At 65.3% G+C, this 17,071-nt stretch carries 13 protein-coding genes; 8 read left to right on the forward strand and 5 right to left on the reverse strand.

Features of this window, described 5'->3' with window-relative positions:
• Positions 1-186 precede the first annotated feature (186 nt).
• From JN280_RS12635 to JN280_RS12660, 6 genes are all read left to right on the forward strand, one after another.
• On the forward strand, positions 187-765 hold the full coding sequence (locus JN280_RS12635) for a TetR/AcrR family transcriptional regulator (RefSeq protein ID WP_202312591.1): 579 nt from the start codon (positions 187-189) through the stop codon (positions 763-765).
• Between the two features lie 102 nt (positions 766-867).
• Entirely contained in the window at positions 868-2,955 is a 2,088-nt protein-coding gene (locus JN280_RS12640; RefSeq protein WP_202312593.1) for an ATP-dependent helicase, read from the forward strand.
• A 77-nt stretch (positions 2,956-3,032) separates the two neighbouring features.
• On the forward strand, positions 3,033-4,052 hold the full coding sequence (locus tag JN280_RS12645; protein ID WP_202312595.1) for an LLM class flavin-dependent oxidoreductase: 1,020 nt from the start codon (positions 3,033-3,035) through the stop codon (positions 4,050-4,052).
• A 404-nt stretch (positions 4,053-4,456) separates the two neighbouring features.
• Entirely contained in the window at positions 4,457-5,887 is a 1,431-nt protein-coding gene (locus JN280_RS12650) for an IS1182 family transposase (RefSeq protein WP_202309432.1), read from the forward strand.
• A gap of 274 nt (positions 5,888-6,161) precedes the next feature.
• Complete coding sequence (locus tag JN280_RS12655; RefSeq protein WP_446720824.1) at positions 6,162-6,902, forward strand: 3-keto-5-aminohexanoate cleavage protein; 741 nt, start codon at positions 6,162-6,164, stop codon at positions 6,900-6,902.
• Between the two features lie 214 nt (positions 6,903-7,116).
• On the forward strand, positions 7,117-7,620 hold the full coding sequence (locus JN280_RS12660) for a hypothetical protein (RefSeq protein WP_202312607.1): 504 nt from the start codon (positions 7,117-7,119) through the stop codon (positions 7,618-7,620).
• A 68-nt stretch (positions 7,621-7,688) separates the two neighbouring features.
• On the opposite strand, the gene nadE is transcribed toward JN280_RS12660, so the two are convergent.
• The 5 genes from nadE to JN280_RS12685 are packed head-to-tail and all read right to left on the reverse strand — an operon-like array spanning position 7,689 to position 13,614.
• Positions 7,689-8,699, reverse strand: a complete 1,011-nt coding sequence (nadE, locus tag JN280_RS12665; protein WP_202312608.1) for an NAD(+) synthase — start codon at positions 8,697-8,699, stop codon at positions 7,689-7,691.
• Positions 8,700-8,721: 22 nt separating this feature from the next.
• Entirely contained in the window at positions 8,722-10,230 is a 1,509-nt protein-coding gene (locus JN280_RS12670) for a class I adenylate-forming enzyme family protein (protein ID WP_202312609.1), read from the reverse strand.
• 10 nt (positions 10,231-10,240) lie between these two features.
• A complete protein-coding gene (locus JN280_RS12675) occupies positions 10,241-10,510 on the reverse strand; it encodes an acyl carrier protein (RefSeq protein WP_202312610.1) in 270 nt (89 codons plus the stop codon).
• Between the two features lie 20 nt (positions 10,511-10,530).
• A complete protein-coding gene (gene asnB, locus JN280_RS12680) occupies positions 10,531-12,480 on the reverse strand; it encodes an asparagine synthase (glutamine-hydrolyzing) (protein WP_202312611.1) in 1,950 nt (649 codons plus the stop codon).
• Between the two features lie 27 nt (positions 12,481-12,507).
• Positions 12,508-13,614: a hypothetical protein gene (locus tag JN280_RS12685; RefSeq protein WP_244743271.1), complete on the reverse strand. Its 1,107-nt coding sequence runs from the start codon at positions 13,612-13,614 to the stop codon at positions 12,508-12,510.
• A gap of 530 nt (positions 13,615-14,144) precedes the next feature.
• Here JN280_RS12685 and JN280_RS12690 point away from each other — a divergent pair.
• Together JN280_RS12690 and JN280_RS12695 are read left to right on the forward strand one after the other, a co-directional pair.
• Positions 14,145-15,770: an arylsulfatase gene (locus JN280_RS12690; RefSeq protein ID WP_244743515.1), complete on the forward strand. Its 1,626-nt coding sequence runs from the start codon at positions 14,145-14,147 to the stop codon at positions 15,768-15,770.
• 126 nt (positions 15,771-15,896) lie between these two features.
• Entirely contained in the window at positions 15,897-16,880 is a 984-nt protein-coding gene (locus JN280_RS12695; RefSeq protein WP_202314720.1) for an HAD family hydrolase, read from the forward strand.
• Positions 16,881-17,071: the final 191 nt, after the last annotated feature.

A 17,071-nucleotide genomic window follows, 5' to 3' on the forward strand; every position in this document is an offset into this window, starting at 1 on the left:
GATTGTGATGTATGGATCGGGACCGCCGGGAGGCGGCCAAGGATGCGGGCGCATGGAGAGATCTGGCGCGAACGGTCCGTCGGCCCTGGCCGGGAGTGCGTGCCTTCGTGCGTTTTCCCGGTGCGATCTATTTATACGGAGGGTGCCTCCGTTTATCAAGGGGCAAGAAGGCCTGTCGGGAAAAAAATGGGATCTGACACCGCGAAAACAAGACGCAAGCCGCGCGCCGACTCGATCCGCAACCGCGAGCGCCTGCTCAAGGCAGCGACGCAGGTCTTCAGCGCCGGCGGTCCGCAGGCAAGCCTCGAGGCGGTCGCGCGCGAGGCCGGCGTCGGGATCGGCACGCTCTACCGCCACTTTCCCACGCGTGAGGCCCTCTTCGAGGCGGTCTATCGTCACGAGGTCGATCATCTTGGCGAACTCGCTGAAAAGCTGGCGCGCGACACCGCGCCGGTCGACGCCTTGCGCGCGTGGCTGCACGCCTATGTCCGCCTGGTGGCGACCAAGAAGGGGATGGTCGAGGCGCTGCAACTCGCCGTCTACGGTTCAACGGAGTTGAAGGCCTATACATTCGAGCGCCAGACCCGGGCGATCGGCCTGCTGCTCGACCGGGCGGTGGCGGCAGGGGAGATCCGTTCCGACATCCTGCCGGAGGATCTGCTGCGCACCCTTATAGGTATCTTCTATTCCCAGGGGCCGACCGACTGGCAGCCGACCGCGCTGCGCCTGGTGGATGTCTTCGTCGACGGTTTACGCAAGCGCTGAACGCGGGGTGCTGCCGGGCTGCGCTGCATTCCGTGTCGAGCCGCGGTGAGGCCCGCGCCGACGTGGTTGCGAACGAACCGGAAACAGAGTTCATTCCGGCGCATGACTTCAGTTCTTCGTGATTCGACCGCGATCCAGCCGGCGGACTATCTCGCCGGGCTGAATGCCGAGCAGCGCGCCGCGGTCGAGCATGGCGATGGCAAGGTGGCCGGTCCGCTGCTGGTGATCGCGGGGGCGGGTTCCGGCAAGACCAACACGCTCGCCCACCGTGTCGCGCATCTCATCGTCAGCGGCACCGACCCGCGCCGCATCCTGCTCATGACCTTTTCGCGAAGGGCGGCGTCGGAGATGACGCGGCGCGTGGAGCGTATCGCCGCGCGCGTGATGGGCGAGAAGGCCGCGACGCTGACGGAAGGGCTGAACTGGGCCGGCACCTTCCATGCGATCGGCGCGCGGCTGCTTCGCGACTATGCGCTGGAGATCGGCCTCGATCCTGCCTTCACGATCCACGACCGCGAGGATTCCGCCGACCTGATGAATCTCGTGCGCCACGAACTCGGGCTGTCAAAGACGGAGAGCCGGTTTCCGGCCAAGGGCACCTGCCTTGCGATCTATTCGCGTGTGGTGAACGCGCAGGCCGAGGTGGCGCCGGTGCTGGCAAAACATTTCCCCTGGTGCGTCGGCTGGGCCGACGAGTTGAGAGAGCTCTTCGCGGCCTATGTCGACGCCAAGCAGGCGCAGAACGTGCTCGACTATGACGACCTCCTGCTGTGGTGGGCGCAGATGTGCGTCGAGCCTGTCATCGCCGAGCATCTGGGGGCCCGCTTCGACCACATCCTCGTCGACGAATATCAGGACACCAACCGCCTGCAGGCCTCGATCCTGCTCGCTTTGAAGCCGGACGGGCACGGCCTGACCGTCGTCGGCGATGACGCCCAGTCGATCTATTCCTTCCGGGCGGCGGAGATCCGCAACATCCTCGACTTCCCCGGGCATTTTCCGGAACCGGCGCGGGTCGTCACGCTCGACCGCAACTATCGCTCGACGACCACGATCCTGGATGCGGCCAATGCGGTGATCGGCGAAGCGCCGGAGCGTTTCACCAAGAACCTCTGGACCGACAGGGGCTCGGGCGAGAAGCCGCAGATCGTCACCGTCCGCGACGAGGCCGAGCAGGCGAACTATGTCTGCGAGAAGATACTGGAGGAGCGCGAGGAAGGTGCCGCGCTCAAGTCGCAGGCCGTTCTCTTCCGCGCCGCGCATCATTCCGGTCCGCTGGAGATCGAGCTCACCCGCCGCAACATCCCCTTCGTCAAGTTCGGCGGACTGAAATTCCTCGACTCGGCGCATGTGAAGGACGTGCTCGCGGTGCTCCGTTTCGCCGAGAATCCGAAGGATCGCGTCGCGGCCTTTCGCGTCATGCAGCTCATGCCGGGCATCGGGCCTTCGGCCGCCGCCGCCGTCGTGGAGGCGATGGAGCGGGCGCTCGATCCCGTGCTGGGCTTGCAGTTCTTCCGTGCCCCGGCGCGGGCCGGCGCCGACTGGCCTTCTTTCGTCGACCTCTTCTCGAGCCTGCGGTCGCGTTCGGCCTGGCCCGCCGATCTCGAAGGCGTGCGGCTGTGGTACGAACCGCATCTGGAACGCATCCATGAGGATGCAGCGATGCGCCGGGCGGACCTGCTCCAGCTCGAACAGATCGCGAGCGGCTATCCCTCGCGCGAGCGCTTCCTCACAGACCTCACGCTCGATCCTCCCGCTGCGACCAGCGATGAGGCCGGTCCGCCACTCCTCGACGAGGATTATGTGGTCCTCTCCACCATCCATTCCGCCAAGGGCCAGGAATGGTCGAAGGTCTTCATCCTCAACGGCGTCGACGGCTGCATTCCGTCCGACCTCGCGGTCGGCGAGCGCGACGAGATCGAGGAGGAGCGGCGACTGCTCTATGTCGCGATGACGAGGGCGAAGGACAGCCTCCACCTCATCACCCCGCAGCGCTTCTTCGTGCATGGCCAGGCCGCGCGCGGCGACAGGCATGTCTATGCCTCGCGCACGCGCTTCATTGCCGACCGCATGCTCGACCGCTTCACGCGCACGTCGTGGCCGCCGCCGGCGTCCGCGGCGAGCAGCCGGGCACCGCAGCCCGACATCCGCGTCGACCTCAAGGCCCGCATGCGCGGCATGTGGCGATAGAGCCGTTTGTTCCCGGTGGAAGCAGTGTGCACATTTCCGTGCATTGAAGCACGGGCTGCACGTGCTACATCGACGCCATGAAAAAGATCGGCTTCCTCTCGTTCGGGCATTGGTCGCCCTCACCCCAGTCGCAGACGCGGTCGGCGTCCGACGCCCTGCTCCAGTCGATCGACCTGGCGGTCGCGGCCGAGGAACTGGGTGCGGATGGCGCCTATTTCCGCGTGCATCACTTTGCACGCCAGCTCGCTTCGCCCTTTCCGTTGCTGGCGGCCGTCGGCGCCAGGACGAAAAGCATCGAGATCGGCACGGCCGTCATCGACATGCGCTACGAGAATCCGCTCTACATGGCCGAGGACGCCGGCGCCGCCGACCTGATCGCCGGCGGCCGCCTGCAACTGGGCATCAGCCGCGGATCGCCCGAGCAGGTGATCGACGGCTGGCGCTATTTCGGCTACGTGCCGCAGGAGAACCAGACCGACGCCGACATGGCGCGGCGCCATGCCGAGATCTTCCTCGACCTGCTGCGCGGCAAGGGCTTTGCGCAGCCCAATCCGCGCCCGATGTTCCCGAACCCGCCGGGCCTGCTGCGCGTCGAGCCGCATTCGGAGGGCCTGCGCGAGCGCATCTGGTGGGGCGCGGCCACCAATGCCACGGCGGAATGGGCGGCGAAGCTCGGCATGAACCTGCAGAGCTCTACCCTCAAATTCGACGAGAGCGGACAGCCGCTTCACATCCAGCAGGCCGAGCAGATCCGTGCCTTCCGCGCGGCGTGGAAGGCGGCCGGCCACGAGCACGAGCCGCGCGTGTCGGTCAGCCGCAGCATCTTCGCGCTGGTCGATGACCGCGACCGGGCCTATTTCGGCGGCAGCGACAGCCAGGACCATTTCGGCTACATCGAGGCGGACACACGTGCCGTTTTCGGCCGTTCCTATGCGGCGGAGCCCGATATTCTCGTCGAGGAACTGAAGAAGGACGAGGCGATCGCCGAGGCCGATACGCTGCTCCTGACCGTGCCCAACCAGTTGGGCGTGGACTACAATGCCCATGTGATCGAGGCGATCCTGAAGCACGTCGCGCCGGCCCTCGGCTGGCGCTGACTGCGGTCGCGAAAGGGGCAGTCCGTATCTGCCGACGGGTAACGTCGAATACCCCTTCCGACCGCGCGGAGCCTGTCCTCGGGCTTGCCGGAGGCAAGACCCGTGGGCGCGGCCACCACCCGGGGTGGAGCCACGGGTCTCCACCCGTCCTTCGGACCCCACAAGGGGAGAAGGCTGGAGCCCAGTTTCGCCGGCTCTGCAAACCACCAGCGTTTGCGATTGGCCGGGACGCTGCTGCAGCGTTCCCTTCTCCCCTTGTGGCAGGCCGTGTGAAAACTCGGGCATTGGTTTTTTGGATGTGTCGAGGAGCATCTTGGGCTTCCCAAATCAACCTGGATCGGATTCAAATTGTTGATCCAAAGCAGTGATTTGCCGGATTTTTGGCAGTTTGAGACGAGGCCGAAATGGCGCATATGACAGGCCAGTCGCGGGAGCAAACGAGCTTGTTCCCGGAAACCTTGGACGAGGCGGTCGGTGCCGATCATCCGGTGCGGGTCATCGATGCCTTCGTCGACAGCCTCGATCTGGCGCAGCTCGGTTTCTCCAAGGTTGTTCCCGAGGCCACGGGCCGGCCACCCTACGATCCGGGCGATTTGTTGAAGCTTTATGTGTACGGCTACCAGAACCAGGTGCGGTCGAGCCGCCGGCTTGCGGCGGAAGCGCGGCGCAACATTGAAGTGATGTGGCTCACCCATCGCGCGGCGCCGGCCTTCAAGACGATTGCGGATTTCCGCAAGGATCATCCGGAAGCGATCGTTGGGGTGTGCCGGGCCTTCGTGCGCTTCTGCCGGGAGCAGGCGCTGGTCGGCGGCACGTTGCTTGCGATCGACGGGACCAAGATCGATGCGGTGGCGAGCCGCAAGCAGGTGGTGACGGCCAAGGAACTGGAGAAGGCGACGGCGGCCGTGGACCGCAAGATTGCCGCCTATCTTGCGCAGATGGACGAAGCCGACCGGGACGAGCGCGCGGCGCAGACGGATGGCGTGGACGTTGCGGCGGCGGTGGCGGCCTTGCGGGCGCGCCGCGAGCAGATCCAGCAGCAGGCCGAGGCTTTGACCGGACGCGGGTTGAGCCAGTGGGTTCGCACCGAGCCCGAGGCCAAGCTGATGCGCACGGCTCGGCACGGCCATCAGGTGGCCTACAACGCGCAGACCGTGGTCGACGCAAAACACAAGCTGGTGGTTGCCTTCGACCTGACCAATGACGGCAACGACCAGTGCCAGCTCCACCCGATGGCGGTGGCCGGCCGCGAAGCCGTGGACGGTGACAAGGTAGCGGTGGTGGCCGATGCCGGCTATTCGAACGGCGAGCACGGCCAGCGCTGCGAGGACGACGGCATCACCGCCATCGTGCCGCGGGCCGAAACCGTCAACCCGGAAGGCAAAGAGTACTTCACCCGCGACCAGTTCAGCTACGACGCCGAGAGCGACAGCTGGCGCTGCCCGGCCGGCGAAACGCTCACCCACCGGGAGACCTCGTGGACGGAACAGAAGAAGAAGTACGGGACCAAGGCCTGTGCGGACTGTGCCTTGAAGCCGAAGTGCACGCAGGCCGCCAAGCGCACCATCATCCGCCACTTCCATGAAGATGCGCGCGAGGCGATGCACCGGCGCGCCATCAGCGACCCCGAGTGGATGGCGCAGCGGCGCATGCTGGTCGAACACCCTTACGGCACCATCAAATGGATGATGGGCCATCCCCGGTTCCTGGTCCGCGGGCTGAAAAAGGCCAGGTCCGAGTTGGCGCTCAGCGTCCTGGGCTACAATCTGAAGCGGGTGGTGAACATTCTGGGTGTGCCGGCGCTGCTCCAGACCCTGCTGTCCTCGCAAGCATAGGGGGGCGTGAACTCGTGCCGCAGCTTCCAAACCACTCACCAAGCTATGCCTCCGTCCAGTTCTCACACGGCCTGGTGGGAGAAGGTGGCCGCGCGAAAGCGCGGTCGGATGAGGGGTATCTTCCGCGACCCATCACGATAATACTCGACTGCGATCGGGCACTGAACTGTCAGGAGAGTGGGCGCCGATCCCGATCTGCCCAATGCCGAGCCGAGCATCGCTTGCTATGGTGTGCCTAGACCGGACGAAGGCCGGAGAAGGCGAGGAGATGCGGGTGAAGGGGAACATTTTTCTTCAGGCCGCCTTGAACGGCGACAGCGTTCATCCCGCCACTCCGCGCGATCCCGAGAGCATCGCCGAAGCAGCCCGGTCGGCCGTCGCCGCCGGCGCGCATTCGGTTCATGTTCATGCCTTCGACGAAAACGGTCGCGAGACGCTCACGGCTCGTTTCTGCGCCGAGACGATCCGGTCGATCCGGGCCGCCTGCCCCGGCATTCCCGTATCCTTGACGACTTCGGCGGCCATCGAGCCGGATCCGGAAAGACGGCTTGGTACCATCAGAAGCTGGCAGGAGTTGCCTGATCTGGTTACGGCGAACCAGGGGGAAGCCGGGATCGTTCCGCTCTGCGAGGAGCTTCTTTCGCGGGGTGTTGGGATCGAAGCCGGCCTTTTGTCGGCCGAGGATGCAAGGCTCTTCGTTCGTTCCGGGCTCGCCGCTCGATGCCGGCGCGTGCTCATCGAGCCGCTGGATCTCGATCCCGAAGTGGCTATCCGGCATGCCGCGGAAATGGAAGCGATCGTCACATCAGCGGGAATAACGCTGGAACAGGTGCATCACGGCAACGGGCCGGCGTGCTGGGCGGTCAACAGGCGCGCGCTGGAAAGAGGCCACGGGATTCGGACCGGATTGGAGGACGTCACCGTGCTGCCAGATGGCGCGTCGGCGCGTGATAATGCCGAATTGGTCGCGGCCGCGGCGGCACTGATCGGCTTTTCAACGCGGATGCCTCGCTGACGGAAAAGGCTCATCGCCGCGTGAATATCGGCAATGGCGGGGCCATACGCTCATTGATGGGAACGAACGTCCAAGGCACGCACACGAAGTACTCGTGCCGAGCACCCGCACACGTAAAATACATGCTCACGCTCGCGCCCGGTGCGCTCCGTTCCTATTGTGCGCCGCGACGGGTCCATTGTCCTTCGTCAATCCAGAACCAAAGGAGAGAGCGATGCACGCTCGGATGAAAATTGGCGCTGCCGCGGCGATGTTTGCGGTCCTGACTGCGACAGGTGCGGGCGCCCAGACCTACGAGAAATTTGGGTCGGAAGCCGGCTGGGATATCTATTCCACAGGTGGCCCGGACAGCGGTTGCCTGATTTCCAGGAACCTGACCCCCGACACGCAGTTCCAGATGGGCATCGTCCCGGAAGCAGAGGCCCGCGGCTACATTGCGCTCTATACCAAGACGGGTACGCAGCTTGGCACCGGAGAACAGACTTCCGTGCTTTTTGATATCGACGGACAGCAATTCACCGGCGAGGCGACGGGCCGGCAGATGATGGACGGCTACACGGGTGCCTTTGCCTGGGTGGACAATCCCGCGTTCATCTACGATCTCGCCAAGAAGAAGACGCTGACCATCACGCCAGCAGGCGGCGAGCCCATCGTGCTGAGCCTCGCGGGAACCGACGCCGCCCTGAAGGCGCTGCTGGCTTGCCAGGAAGCACAATAGATGCATGAACGCCCCGGCCGGGCCGGCGTGAGCCCGGCCGGGGCGGAGCGCGCCGCGGTGTATCGTCCTTACGTGCCCATGGCTTGCGCCGGCATGTCCTCCACCAACTGCGGGGGCAAATGGAGGTAGCGCGCGACCTTGCGCTTGGCCGTTATGTCGCTCCAGACGCGGCCGACCTCTTCCTCGGAGAGCGAGACGGCGCGAGCGACTTCAGCCGCGGGCATGCCGTTGTTCAACCCGTAGAGGCACAGGTCCATCTTGTCGTAGGGGAGGGCGAAGTAGAACTCCTCCTGGGTCTGCGCCAGCGAGTAGGTGTCGGTGGTGGGCGGACGGCGGCGCACCTCTTCGGGTACGCCAAGATGGGCGGCGAGCTGATAGACCTGCGACTTGTAGAGATGTGCGATCGGCTTCACGTCGGCGGCGCCGTCGCCGTTCTTCACGAAGAAGCCCTGGTCGTATTCCAGCCGGTTCGGCGTGCCGACGACGGCATGGTTGAGCCGGTCGGCATGGTAATATTCGAGCTGCTTGCGCGTGCGCTGCTTCATGTTGGTGGCCGCCACGATGCCGAGATAGACAGGTGCCGGCAGGCGGTGTTTCTCCATGCGTCCGTCAGGGCTGCGCACGACAAGCGAGGAGATGTTGTAGCCCGTGGTGGTCAGCGCATTGGCGATGACGATCTTCGAGCTCCAGCCCGGGCCGTAGTCCGGCACCATCTGGCGGATGAAGCCGTCGCGGCGCCTGTAGCAGCCCATGGCCTCAAGCGCCGGGCCGATATCCTCGACCTCGCCTGGCAAGCCGAAAGTGTCGGCGACCAGCCGGCCGAGCCGCAGGCTCTCTGGATCGGAGTCGTTCTCCGGCATGAACAGGCAGAACACGTTCCGCGGCCCGACGGCGCGCGCGGCGAGCGCTGCGCAGACGCTGGAATCGATGCCGCCGGAGAGGCCGAGCACGAGGCCCCGCTTGCGCACCGTGCCGCGCAACTGCTCGCGCAACGCCGCGACGATGCGCGCGGTCTCGGCCTCGGCGTCGATGTCGAGCGTCCTCATGGAAAACGGCGCGTCGCGGCCGGCTGACGTCATCTTGTCCTGTCTCCTGCTTTCATCACACCAGCCGCCGCACGACCTTGCCGCTCGGCGTCCTGGGCAGCGCGCTGCGGAACTCGATCGTCTTCGGCACCATGAAATCCGGTAGGCCGCGTGCGCAGTGGCGCAGCACGTCGCGCTCGCTCGGCGGCGGATCCGACGGCACGATCACCGCGTGGAGCACAAGGCCGAGGATGCCGTCGGGAACGCCTGTCACCACCGCCTCGGCCACACCGGGGCAGGCATGCAGCACGGCTTCGACCTGTTTGGGCGCGACCTTCTCGCCGCGGATCTTCAGCATGTCGTCCTTGCGGCCGACAAAGGTGAGATACCCTTCGGAGTCGGTTACAAAAAGATCGCCGGTGTGGAGCACCTTTTCCCAGGGGTTGGAGCCGGGGCGCAGTGCCGCGTCGGTCGCCTCGGCATTCTCCCAATAGCCGCGCATCAGATGCGGCCCGCGCACGACCAACTCGCCGACGACGCCGGGCCCGGCCGGCCGGCCGTTCTCGTCGACGACATAGGCCTCGGTGTTGGGGATGGCCCTGCCGACCGAACCCGGCCGCCGGTCCAGCTCCTCGGGCGGCAGGAAGGTGGCGCGGGCGCATTCGGTGAGGCCGTACATCAGAAAGAGTTTTGTCTCGGGGAACAGCGCGCGCAAGCCCTCGACATGGGCAGGCGGCAAAGGTGCGGCGGCATTGGTGACGTAGCGCAGCGCCGGCAGCGTGCAGGGTTCCTTCATCGAGAGCAGCATGGCAGCGATGGTCGGCACCAAGGGCAGGCCCGTCACGCCCTCGGTCCGCGCGGTCTCGATGACGGCATGGGGGAAGGCGAAGCTCTTCGCCAGCACCAGCCTGCCGCCGCGACGGATGGTGACGAAGAGCTGGTAGAGCCCGTAGGTGAAGGAGAGCGGCAGCAGGCCGAGCACCACGTCGTCGGCGGTGCTGCCGAGATAGGCGGCGATCGAGGCCGAGGCGGCGTCGATGCTGGCATGCGTCATCATCACGCCCTTCGGGCGGCCGGTCGTGCCTGACGTATAGATGAGCATGGCGAGGTCGGCGTCGATGCCGGCTTCCGCCGATGAAACCTCTGCGGGAGCGGAGATGCAATCCTCGAAGGCGACGACATCGGCTTCGGATGGGCCCACGCCACGGGCGGAAATCACAAGCGGGCGGAGCGCACCGGCGGCCTCGGCGCAGAGCCTTGTGTGTTTCGCCTGCGTCAGCACGGCGCTCGGCCGGCAATCGCGCATGATCTGGCCGAGCCAGTCGGCCTTGACGGACGGATTGACGGGACAGAACACGGCACCGGCCTTGAGCACCGCGAAGATCGCGACCGGCGTCTCCCAGACGTTCTCCATGAACAGCACGACCCGGTCGCCGCGCAAGACGCCGCGTGCGCGCAGCGAGGCTGCGAGCCTGTCCGAGAGCCCGTCCAGCTCGGCGTAGGAGAGGCGCATGCCGTCGGCGACGACGGCGATCCCGGCGGGATCGGCCGCCGCGCTTTCGCGCAGGAACGCCTCGACGCGCATCGAAGGGGCCTCAGCCTGCCGCCCGTACGCCGACCTGCCTGGCGGCCACGAAGGCGGCGATGCGGGCGACGGAATCGAGATTGGCGGGAACGATGTCGGCATCCGCCACCGCGATGCCGAAACGCTCCTCGAGGAACGAGACCATCTCGAGGATGCCGGTGGAGTCGACGATGTCGTTCTCGACCAGCGACAGGTCGTCGCCGAGCGCATAATCCTCGTCGCCGAACAGGAAGTTCTCGACGATGAAGGCGCGAATCTGGGCTGCGGTGGTGTCGGGCATGGCTCGTCTCTCGAAAAGTGTCAGGATACCGGCTCGCGGAGCCGGCTGGTTTCTCGGGTCGCGAAGCTGCGTAGCCAGAGCTGCGCCGACACGATCCCGACAAAGGCGGCGTTGTCGCGGAAGCTGCCGATGGCGCCCCGCCGGCTCTTCTCCAGGAGCTTGGTCGTGGCCTGCGGGTTGAACAGGCCGCCTGCCGCAAGTGCCGATGGCGACAGGAGTTCGCCGACATAGTCGCCCGACGGGCCGGCGAAGGCGCGGCTGTCGGGCGCGCGATAGGGCTGCTTGGGACGCCGGCCGATCGACGGGGGCAGGAGATCGGCCGCGGCCTCGCGCAGGATGTGCTTTTCGCGCAGACCGCGCAGCTTCAGCCCGGCGGGGATGCGTGCGGCGAATTCGACCAGCCGGTGGTCGAGGAAGGGAAAGCGCGTCTCGACGCCATGCGCCATCGCCATGCGATCGCCCTGGCTCGACAGGATGTAACCGGGCAGCAGGAAGCTGGTCTCGATGAACTGGGCCTGGTGGAGCGGGTGCCACCGCCTGAAGTCTTCCGGCAAGGTACCGGCCAGTTCCTCGGCGGCATCGTAGCCGGCGAGCGTGTCGCGCAGTTCCTGCGAAAAGAAGATCTTGGCGCCCGACGTGGCCCGGATGCGCGGCCGGTGCGAGAAGAGCGGATCATCGGGCGCGTCGGTTCCGGCGCCGAAAAAGGCGGCCAGATACTCCGGCGACTGTTTCTGCAGCCCCGGCAGATAGGGATAGATCTTCCGGAAGAGATGGGGACGTATGCGAGAGCCGGGCTGGCGTCCGCAGAAACGCCGGATGCGGCTTTCCTTGAACAGGTCGTAGCCGGCGAAGACCTCGTCGGCGCCTTCGCCCGACAGCACCACCTTCAGCCCCTCGTCGCGCACCAGGCCCGACAGCAGATAGAGCGGGGCAGGGGCGGTGCGCAGCACCGGGCGCTCCATGTGCCGCTCCGCAACAGGGAAAACGCCGGCGATGTCGTCGGGCCGGCAGGCGACCATGTGGTGCCGCGTGTCGAGCGCCTCGACCATGACCGACTGGAACGGGCTCTCGTCGAATTCGGCGTCTTCGAAGGTGACGGCGAAGGTCCTGAGGCCGGCCGGGGCGATGCGTGCGGCGAGAGCGGAAATGATGGAGGAATCGAGCCCGCCCGACAGGAAGGACCCCACCTCGACGTCGGCACGGAGTCTGATGCGGGTGGCATCCTCCAGCAGCGCCCGCAGTTCTTCGGCGATGCGGGCCTCCGAGCGGGGGGCGGCCTCCTCGCCGGCGTCGGGAAAGCCGAACGACCAGTAGGCTCTGCTGCGCGCCCGTCCACGCTCGACGACCATGATCCGGCCCGGAGCGAGTTCCGAGATGTCCTTGAAGGCGGTGCGCGGCGCGATCGGCGCCCAGAGCGTGAAGATCTGGTCGAGCGCGACCGGATCGATTTCGGCCACGATGCCGGGAACCTGGAGCAGCGCCTTCACCTCGGAGGCGAAATAGAGTGTGCCGGCCCGCCAGGTGTAGAACAGCGGCCGAACGCCCATGCGGTCGCGAGCCAGAATCAGGCGGCGGCGCGGCGCGTCCCAGATTGCGAAAGCGAAGTCGCCGTTGAGCCCGGAGACGAAGTCTTCGCCCAGTTCCTGATAGAGCTGGAGGATGACCTCGGTGTCGCTCGTCGTGCGGAAGCGGCGGCCGCGCGCCATAAGCATCTCGCGCAGCTCGACATAGTTGAACACCTCGCCATTGTAGGTGATGTGGATATTGCCGTCGGCACTGCTCATCGGCTGGGCGCCGTCGACGAGGTCGATGACGGAAAGGCGGCGATGTCCGAGACCGGCGTCCTGGCCGACGAAGACGCCTTCCCCATCCGGGCCGCGATGCGCGATCGCGCCCGTCATGCGCAGCAGCAGCTCCGTGGCCTCGGCATGCGGCAGCTCGCGGCCGAAGTAGCCGGCTATGCCGCACATGCGCCCAGTCCTCTGCAGCCACCCGGTCTATTCAAAACTGTCTCCGATCAGCCGCGACCAGGATTCGCCGGCAAAGCCGTTGAAGAAGGCCTTGCCGGCCAGGAACGGCTCCAGCAATGCCGGATTGCGCGCATGCACGATGCTGGACGACGCATGCACGAAGACGAAGCGGCGGCCGAGCATCGCCTCGAGCAGGGCCGGCTGGGTGCGGCCGCGCAGGGCGACGATGCCATAGCCAGCGGCGTGAGCCAACATGCTGTCGAGCACGGCACCTGCCTGACCGGGCGCGAACAGGATCTGCACCACACGGCCCACCCGGCCGGGATCGCCGTAATAGAGGAACATGCCAAGCGGTCGGCCGCCGCGCGCGGTGACGACCCGCCGCACCATGCCGCCATAGATCGCCTTGCGGCGCGATTCCGCCACCATGCGCGCCAGGCTTTCGGTTCGCCAGACCGGCCGCGCCGCGAAATCCGTGGTGAAGTTCTGGAACATCTCGACGGCCGTCGCATCGTCGGCATCGGCGCTCGGCATGGCGTCGGCACCCATGGCGGCGGGCAGGCTCGTCCAGCGTGGCTCGTCCGGCCCGCGCCGCAAAAATGCGTCGATCGGCCGGGCGAGCGGCGCCGCCAGCCGGGCGAGGCCGATCCTGCGCCCGGCCATCTCGGCGACGAAACCCGCGGGACGGATCACGCGGAGCCATTCGAGGCTGTGGTCGGGCAGCACGGTTGCGCGCAGCTTTCGCCACATGGTCGTGGAAATGTCGTTGGCGGTTTCGGTCAGCGATATATCCTGCGGGCCGGCGAGGAAGGCGCGCATCAGCCGGGCGCCGGCGAACGGGTCCTCGTCATGGCGGTCCACCATCAGCGTACCGCAGATCGCGCCGCGCGCCGGCTTTCCGCCGATCTCCATGGACATCGGCAGCGCGCCGATGAAGCCGTTGACGGCGCCGGCGTCGTCCAGATGCACGAAAGAGTTGATTTCCGGATCCTGGTCTGGACCTTCCAGGAACACCTGGCCGAGATAGGCGGCAAGCGACAGCGCAACCGGTTCGCGGCTCTTGCGCAGGATGCGCTGAAACAGCTCCGCGACCGTCGGCAGGTCGTCTTGCCTCAAAGTCCTAACGCTGCCCACAGCCGCTTCCGAGCTCCGATGGCGACCTTGCCGCCGTCGATGATGTTTCCCTTGCGAAGGCGGCAAGCTAGCAGGCGGTGATTAACGTTAGGTTCCCCCCGGGGGGCGGAGGACGCGCCGACGATCCCGCGCCGCCCGGGAGGACATCCATCTCGGCGAACAATGACCACCCGGAGCATCGATGACATTCGACAGGCCTCGCGGCCTTGGCACCCCCTGCGGCAGGTATTGAACAACCCGGCAGTTTCCCCAAAGGGCAATATCGCCAAGCACCGATCCTGCGTAGACTTGCCGTTATGTAAGGCAGGACGCGCTGTGTTTATCGACCACAACAAAGTCCGGTCTTGCCGAGGCGCTTGGCTTGTAAGCGCGAACGCATGGAATAACCCAAGTGTTCGCCTTCCTGCCGATCGAGGCTTCGTGGTTGCGGCTCAGCGGCCATGGTGCAACCTTGGATCGCAGGCAAAGGGCACGTCCCGAGGAGGACCAGTGGCATGAGAACTACGATACCGGCCTATATAGCAGCAGGGATGACCATCGGACTGCTCGGCAGCTCCGCCGTCGTCCAGGCGCAGGATCAGGCGAAACCGAACATTCTCTTCATCGTCTCGGACGACACCGGCTACGGTGATCTCGGTCCCTACGGCGGCGGAGAGGGACGCGGCATGCCGACGCCGAGCATCGACAAGCTGGCGGCCGAAGGCATGACCTTCTTCTCCTTCTACGCTCAACCCAGCTGCACGCCCGGCCGTGCAGCAATGCAGACGGGACGCATCCCAAACCGCAGCGGCATGACCACGGTGGCTTTCCAAGGCCAGGGCGGCGGCTTGCCGGCGGCCGAATGGACGCTCGCCTCCGTGCTGAAGCAGGGCGGCTACAAGACCTATTTCACCGGCAAGTGGCATCTGGGCGAGGCAGACTATGCATTGCCCAACGCCCAGGGCTACGACGTGATGAAATATGCCGGGCTCTATCACCTGAACGCCTATACCTATGGCGATCCGACGTGGTTCCCCGATATGGATCCCGCACTCAGGGAAATGTTCCAGAAGGTCACCAAGGGCGCCCTGTCCGGAAATGCAGGCGAGCCTGTGAAAGAGGATTTCAAGATCAACGGACAATATGTCGACACGCCCGTGGTCGACGGCAAGGAAGGCGTCGTCGGTATCCCGTTCTTCGACGGTTATGTCGAGAAGGCCGCCTTGGAGTTCCTCGACGATGCGGCAAAGACGCCGAACCAACCCTTCTTCATCAATGTGAACTTCATGAAGGTGCATCAGCCGAACATGCCGGCGCCCGAGTTCGAGCACAAATCGCTCTCCAAGTCGAAATATGCCGACTCGGTGGTGGAGCTCGACACCCGTATAGGCCGCATCATGGACAAGCTGCGCGAAACCGGCATGGATAAGAACACGCTGGTTTTCTACACGACCGACAACGGCGCATGGCAGGATGTTTACCCGGATGCCGGCTATACTCCGTTCCGGGGCACCAAGGGCACCGTGCGCGAGGGCGGCAATCGTGTTCCCGCCATTGCGGTGTGGCCGGGCAAGACCAAGCCGGGCGTCAAGAACCACGAGATCCTGGGCGGACTCGACCTCATGGCGACCTTCGCTTCCGCAGCCGGCGTGAAACTTCCGGAGAACGACCGCGAAGGTAAGCCGATCATCTTCGACAGCTTCGATATGACGCCGGTTCTGACGGGAGCCGGCCCTTCGCCGCGCAAGGAGTGGTTCTACTTCACCGAGAACGAGCTGACGCCCGGCGCAGCGCGCGTGGGCAACTACAAGGCGGTGTTCAACCTGCGCGGCGACGACGGAGCCTCGACAGGCGGTCTTGCGGTCGATTCCAACCTGGGCTGGAAAGGCGCCGAGAAATACGTCGCGACGGTGCCCCAGGTGTTCGACCTGTGGCAGGATCCGCAGGAACGCTACGACATCTTCATGAACAACTATACCGAGCGGACCTGGACCATGGTGACGATTTCGGACGCGATCCAGAAACTGATGAAGACCTATGTCAAATATCCGCCCCGAAAGCTGCAAAGCGAATCCTATAGCGGTCCGGTCACGCTCACGAACTACCAGCGCTTCCAGTGGGTACGCGATCAACTCGACAAGGAAGGTGTAACGATCGCACTGCCGACCGGAAATTGACGCGACCGCGTGCCCCGGCCCGGCCGGGGCACGCATCTCGAGCTACGGCACCGCCCCTTGCGAGATTGCGACATGAAGCCGAACCTTTCCATCCCGTCCTTGAACCGGCGCTCGTTGCTGTCGGCGATGACCGCTTTTTCCCTGTTTGCCGCTTTGCCCGACCTTGCCGGTGAGGCATTGGCCGCAGACGATCCGCTGCCATCCTGGAACGACACAGGGCCCAAGGTCGCCATACGCGATTTCGTCGATAAGGTGACCAAGGAGGGTTCGCCCGACTTTGTCCCGGAGCCGGAACGTATTGCCGTGTTCGACAATGACGGCACACTATGGGTCGAGCAACCGATGTACACGCAACTCGCCTTCGCCCTCGATCGGGTGAAGCAGGAAGCGCCGTCGCATCCGGAATGGACCACGACGCAGCCGTTCAAGGCGGCACTCGAGGGCGATATGAAGACGCTCGCGGCGAGCGGCGAAAAGGGCCTCGTCGAGCTCATCATGGCGACCCATTCCGGGATGACCAACGCCGAGTTCCAGAAGATCGTTTCCGATTGGCTTGCCGACGCGCGCGACCCGCGGTTCAAGCGCCCCTACACAGAACTTGTCTATCAGCCGATGCTCGAACTCCTCGCTTATCTGCGCGACCACGGCTTCAAGACCTTCATCGTGTCGGGCGGCGGAATCGAGTTCATGCGCCCCTGGACCGAGCAGGTCTACGGCGTGCCGCCCGATCAGGTGGTCGGCTCGTCGATCAAAACGCAGTTCGAGATGCGCGACGGCATGCCGACCCTGTTCCGGCTGCCACAAATCAATTTCATCGACGACAAGGCGGGCAAGCCGGTGGGGATCAACGAGCATATCGGGCTCCGCCCAATTGCCGCATTCGGGAACTCCGACGGCGACCTCGAAATGCTGCAGTGGACAACCCTGAGCGGCGGTCCAGGTTTCGGCTTGATCGTCCACCATACGGACGCGGACCGCGAATACGCATACGACCGCAAGACGCCCTTCGGGCACCTGGACAAGGCGTTGGATGCTGCTTCCGTGAACCAATGGACAGTCGTCGACATGCAGAAGGACTGGAGGGTCGTCTTTCCGTTCGAGCTGAAGTAGGCTCTACTGCAATTCTTGAGATGGCTTGGCGTCAGCGTACGAAGCAGGGACCTTCAGTGATCACGTTGCGATAGCGGGTTTGTCCGCAGTTTCGTGCAGCGTGGGCCGCTCCTGGGCGTGGCGATGCGCTTGAGGCATCCGAGGCTCGCGCCCAACGGTGTCCTGCCAGACGAACGCATCCCCGGTGTGAG

The organism is Mesorhizobium sp. L-8-10, from assembly GCF_016756635.1.
In the GTDB taxonomy this organism is placed as follows: domain Bacteria; phylum Pseudomonadota; class Alphaproteobacteria; order Rhizobiales; family Rhizobiaceae.

Coding starts and splice junctions, on each gene's coding strand:
- JN280_RS12635 (WP_202312591.1), top strand. CDS start 187: ATGGGATCTGACACCGCGAAAACAAGACGCAAGCCGCGCGCCGACTCG.
- JN280_RS12640 (WP_202312593.1), top strand. CDS start 868: ATGACTTCAGTTCTTCGTGATTCGACCGCGATCCAGCCGGCGGACTAT.
- JN280_RS12645 (WP_202312595.1), top strand. CDS start 3,033: ATGAAAAAGATCGGCTTCCTCTCGTTCGGGCATTGGTCGCCCTCACCC.
- JN280_RS12650 (WP_202309432.1), top strand. CDS start 4,457: ATGGCGCATATGACAGGCCAGTCGCGGGAGCAAACGAGCTTGTTCCCG.
- JN280_RS12660 (WP_202312607.1), top strand. CDS start 7,117: ATGCACGCTCGGATGAAAATTGGCGCTGCCGCGGCGATGTTTGCGGTC.
- nadE (WP_202312608.1), bottom strand. CDS start 8,699: ATGACGTCAGCCGGCCGCGACGCGCCGTTTTCCATGAGGACGCTCGAC.
- JN280_RS12670 (WP_202312609.1), bottom strand. CDS start 10,230: ATGCGCGTCGAGGCGTTCCTGCGCGAAAGCGCGGCGGCCGATCCCGCC.
- JN280_RS12675 (WP_202312610.1), bottom strand. CDS start 10,510: ATGCCCGACACCACCGCAGCCCAGATTCGCGCCTTCATCGTCGAGAAC.
- asnB (WP_202312611.1), bottom strand. CDS start 12,480: ATGTGCGGCATAGCCGGCTACTTCGGCCGCGAGCTGCCGCATGCCGAG.
- JN280_RS12690 (WP_244743515.1), top strand. CDS start 14,145: ATGACCATCGGACTGCTCGGCAGCTCCGCCGTCGTCCAGGCGCAGGAT.
- JN280_RS12695 (WP_202314720.1), top strand. CDS start 15,897: ATGACCGCTTTTTCCCTGTTTGCCGCTTTGCCCGACCTTGCCGGTGAG.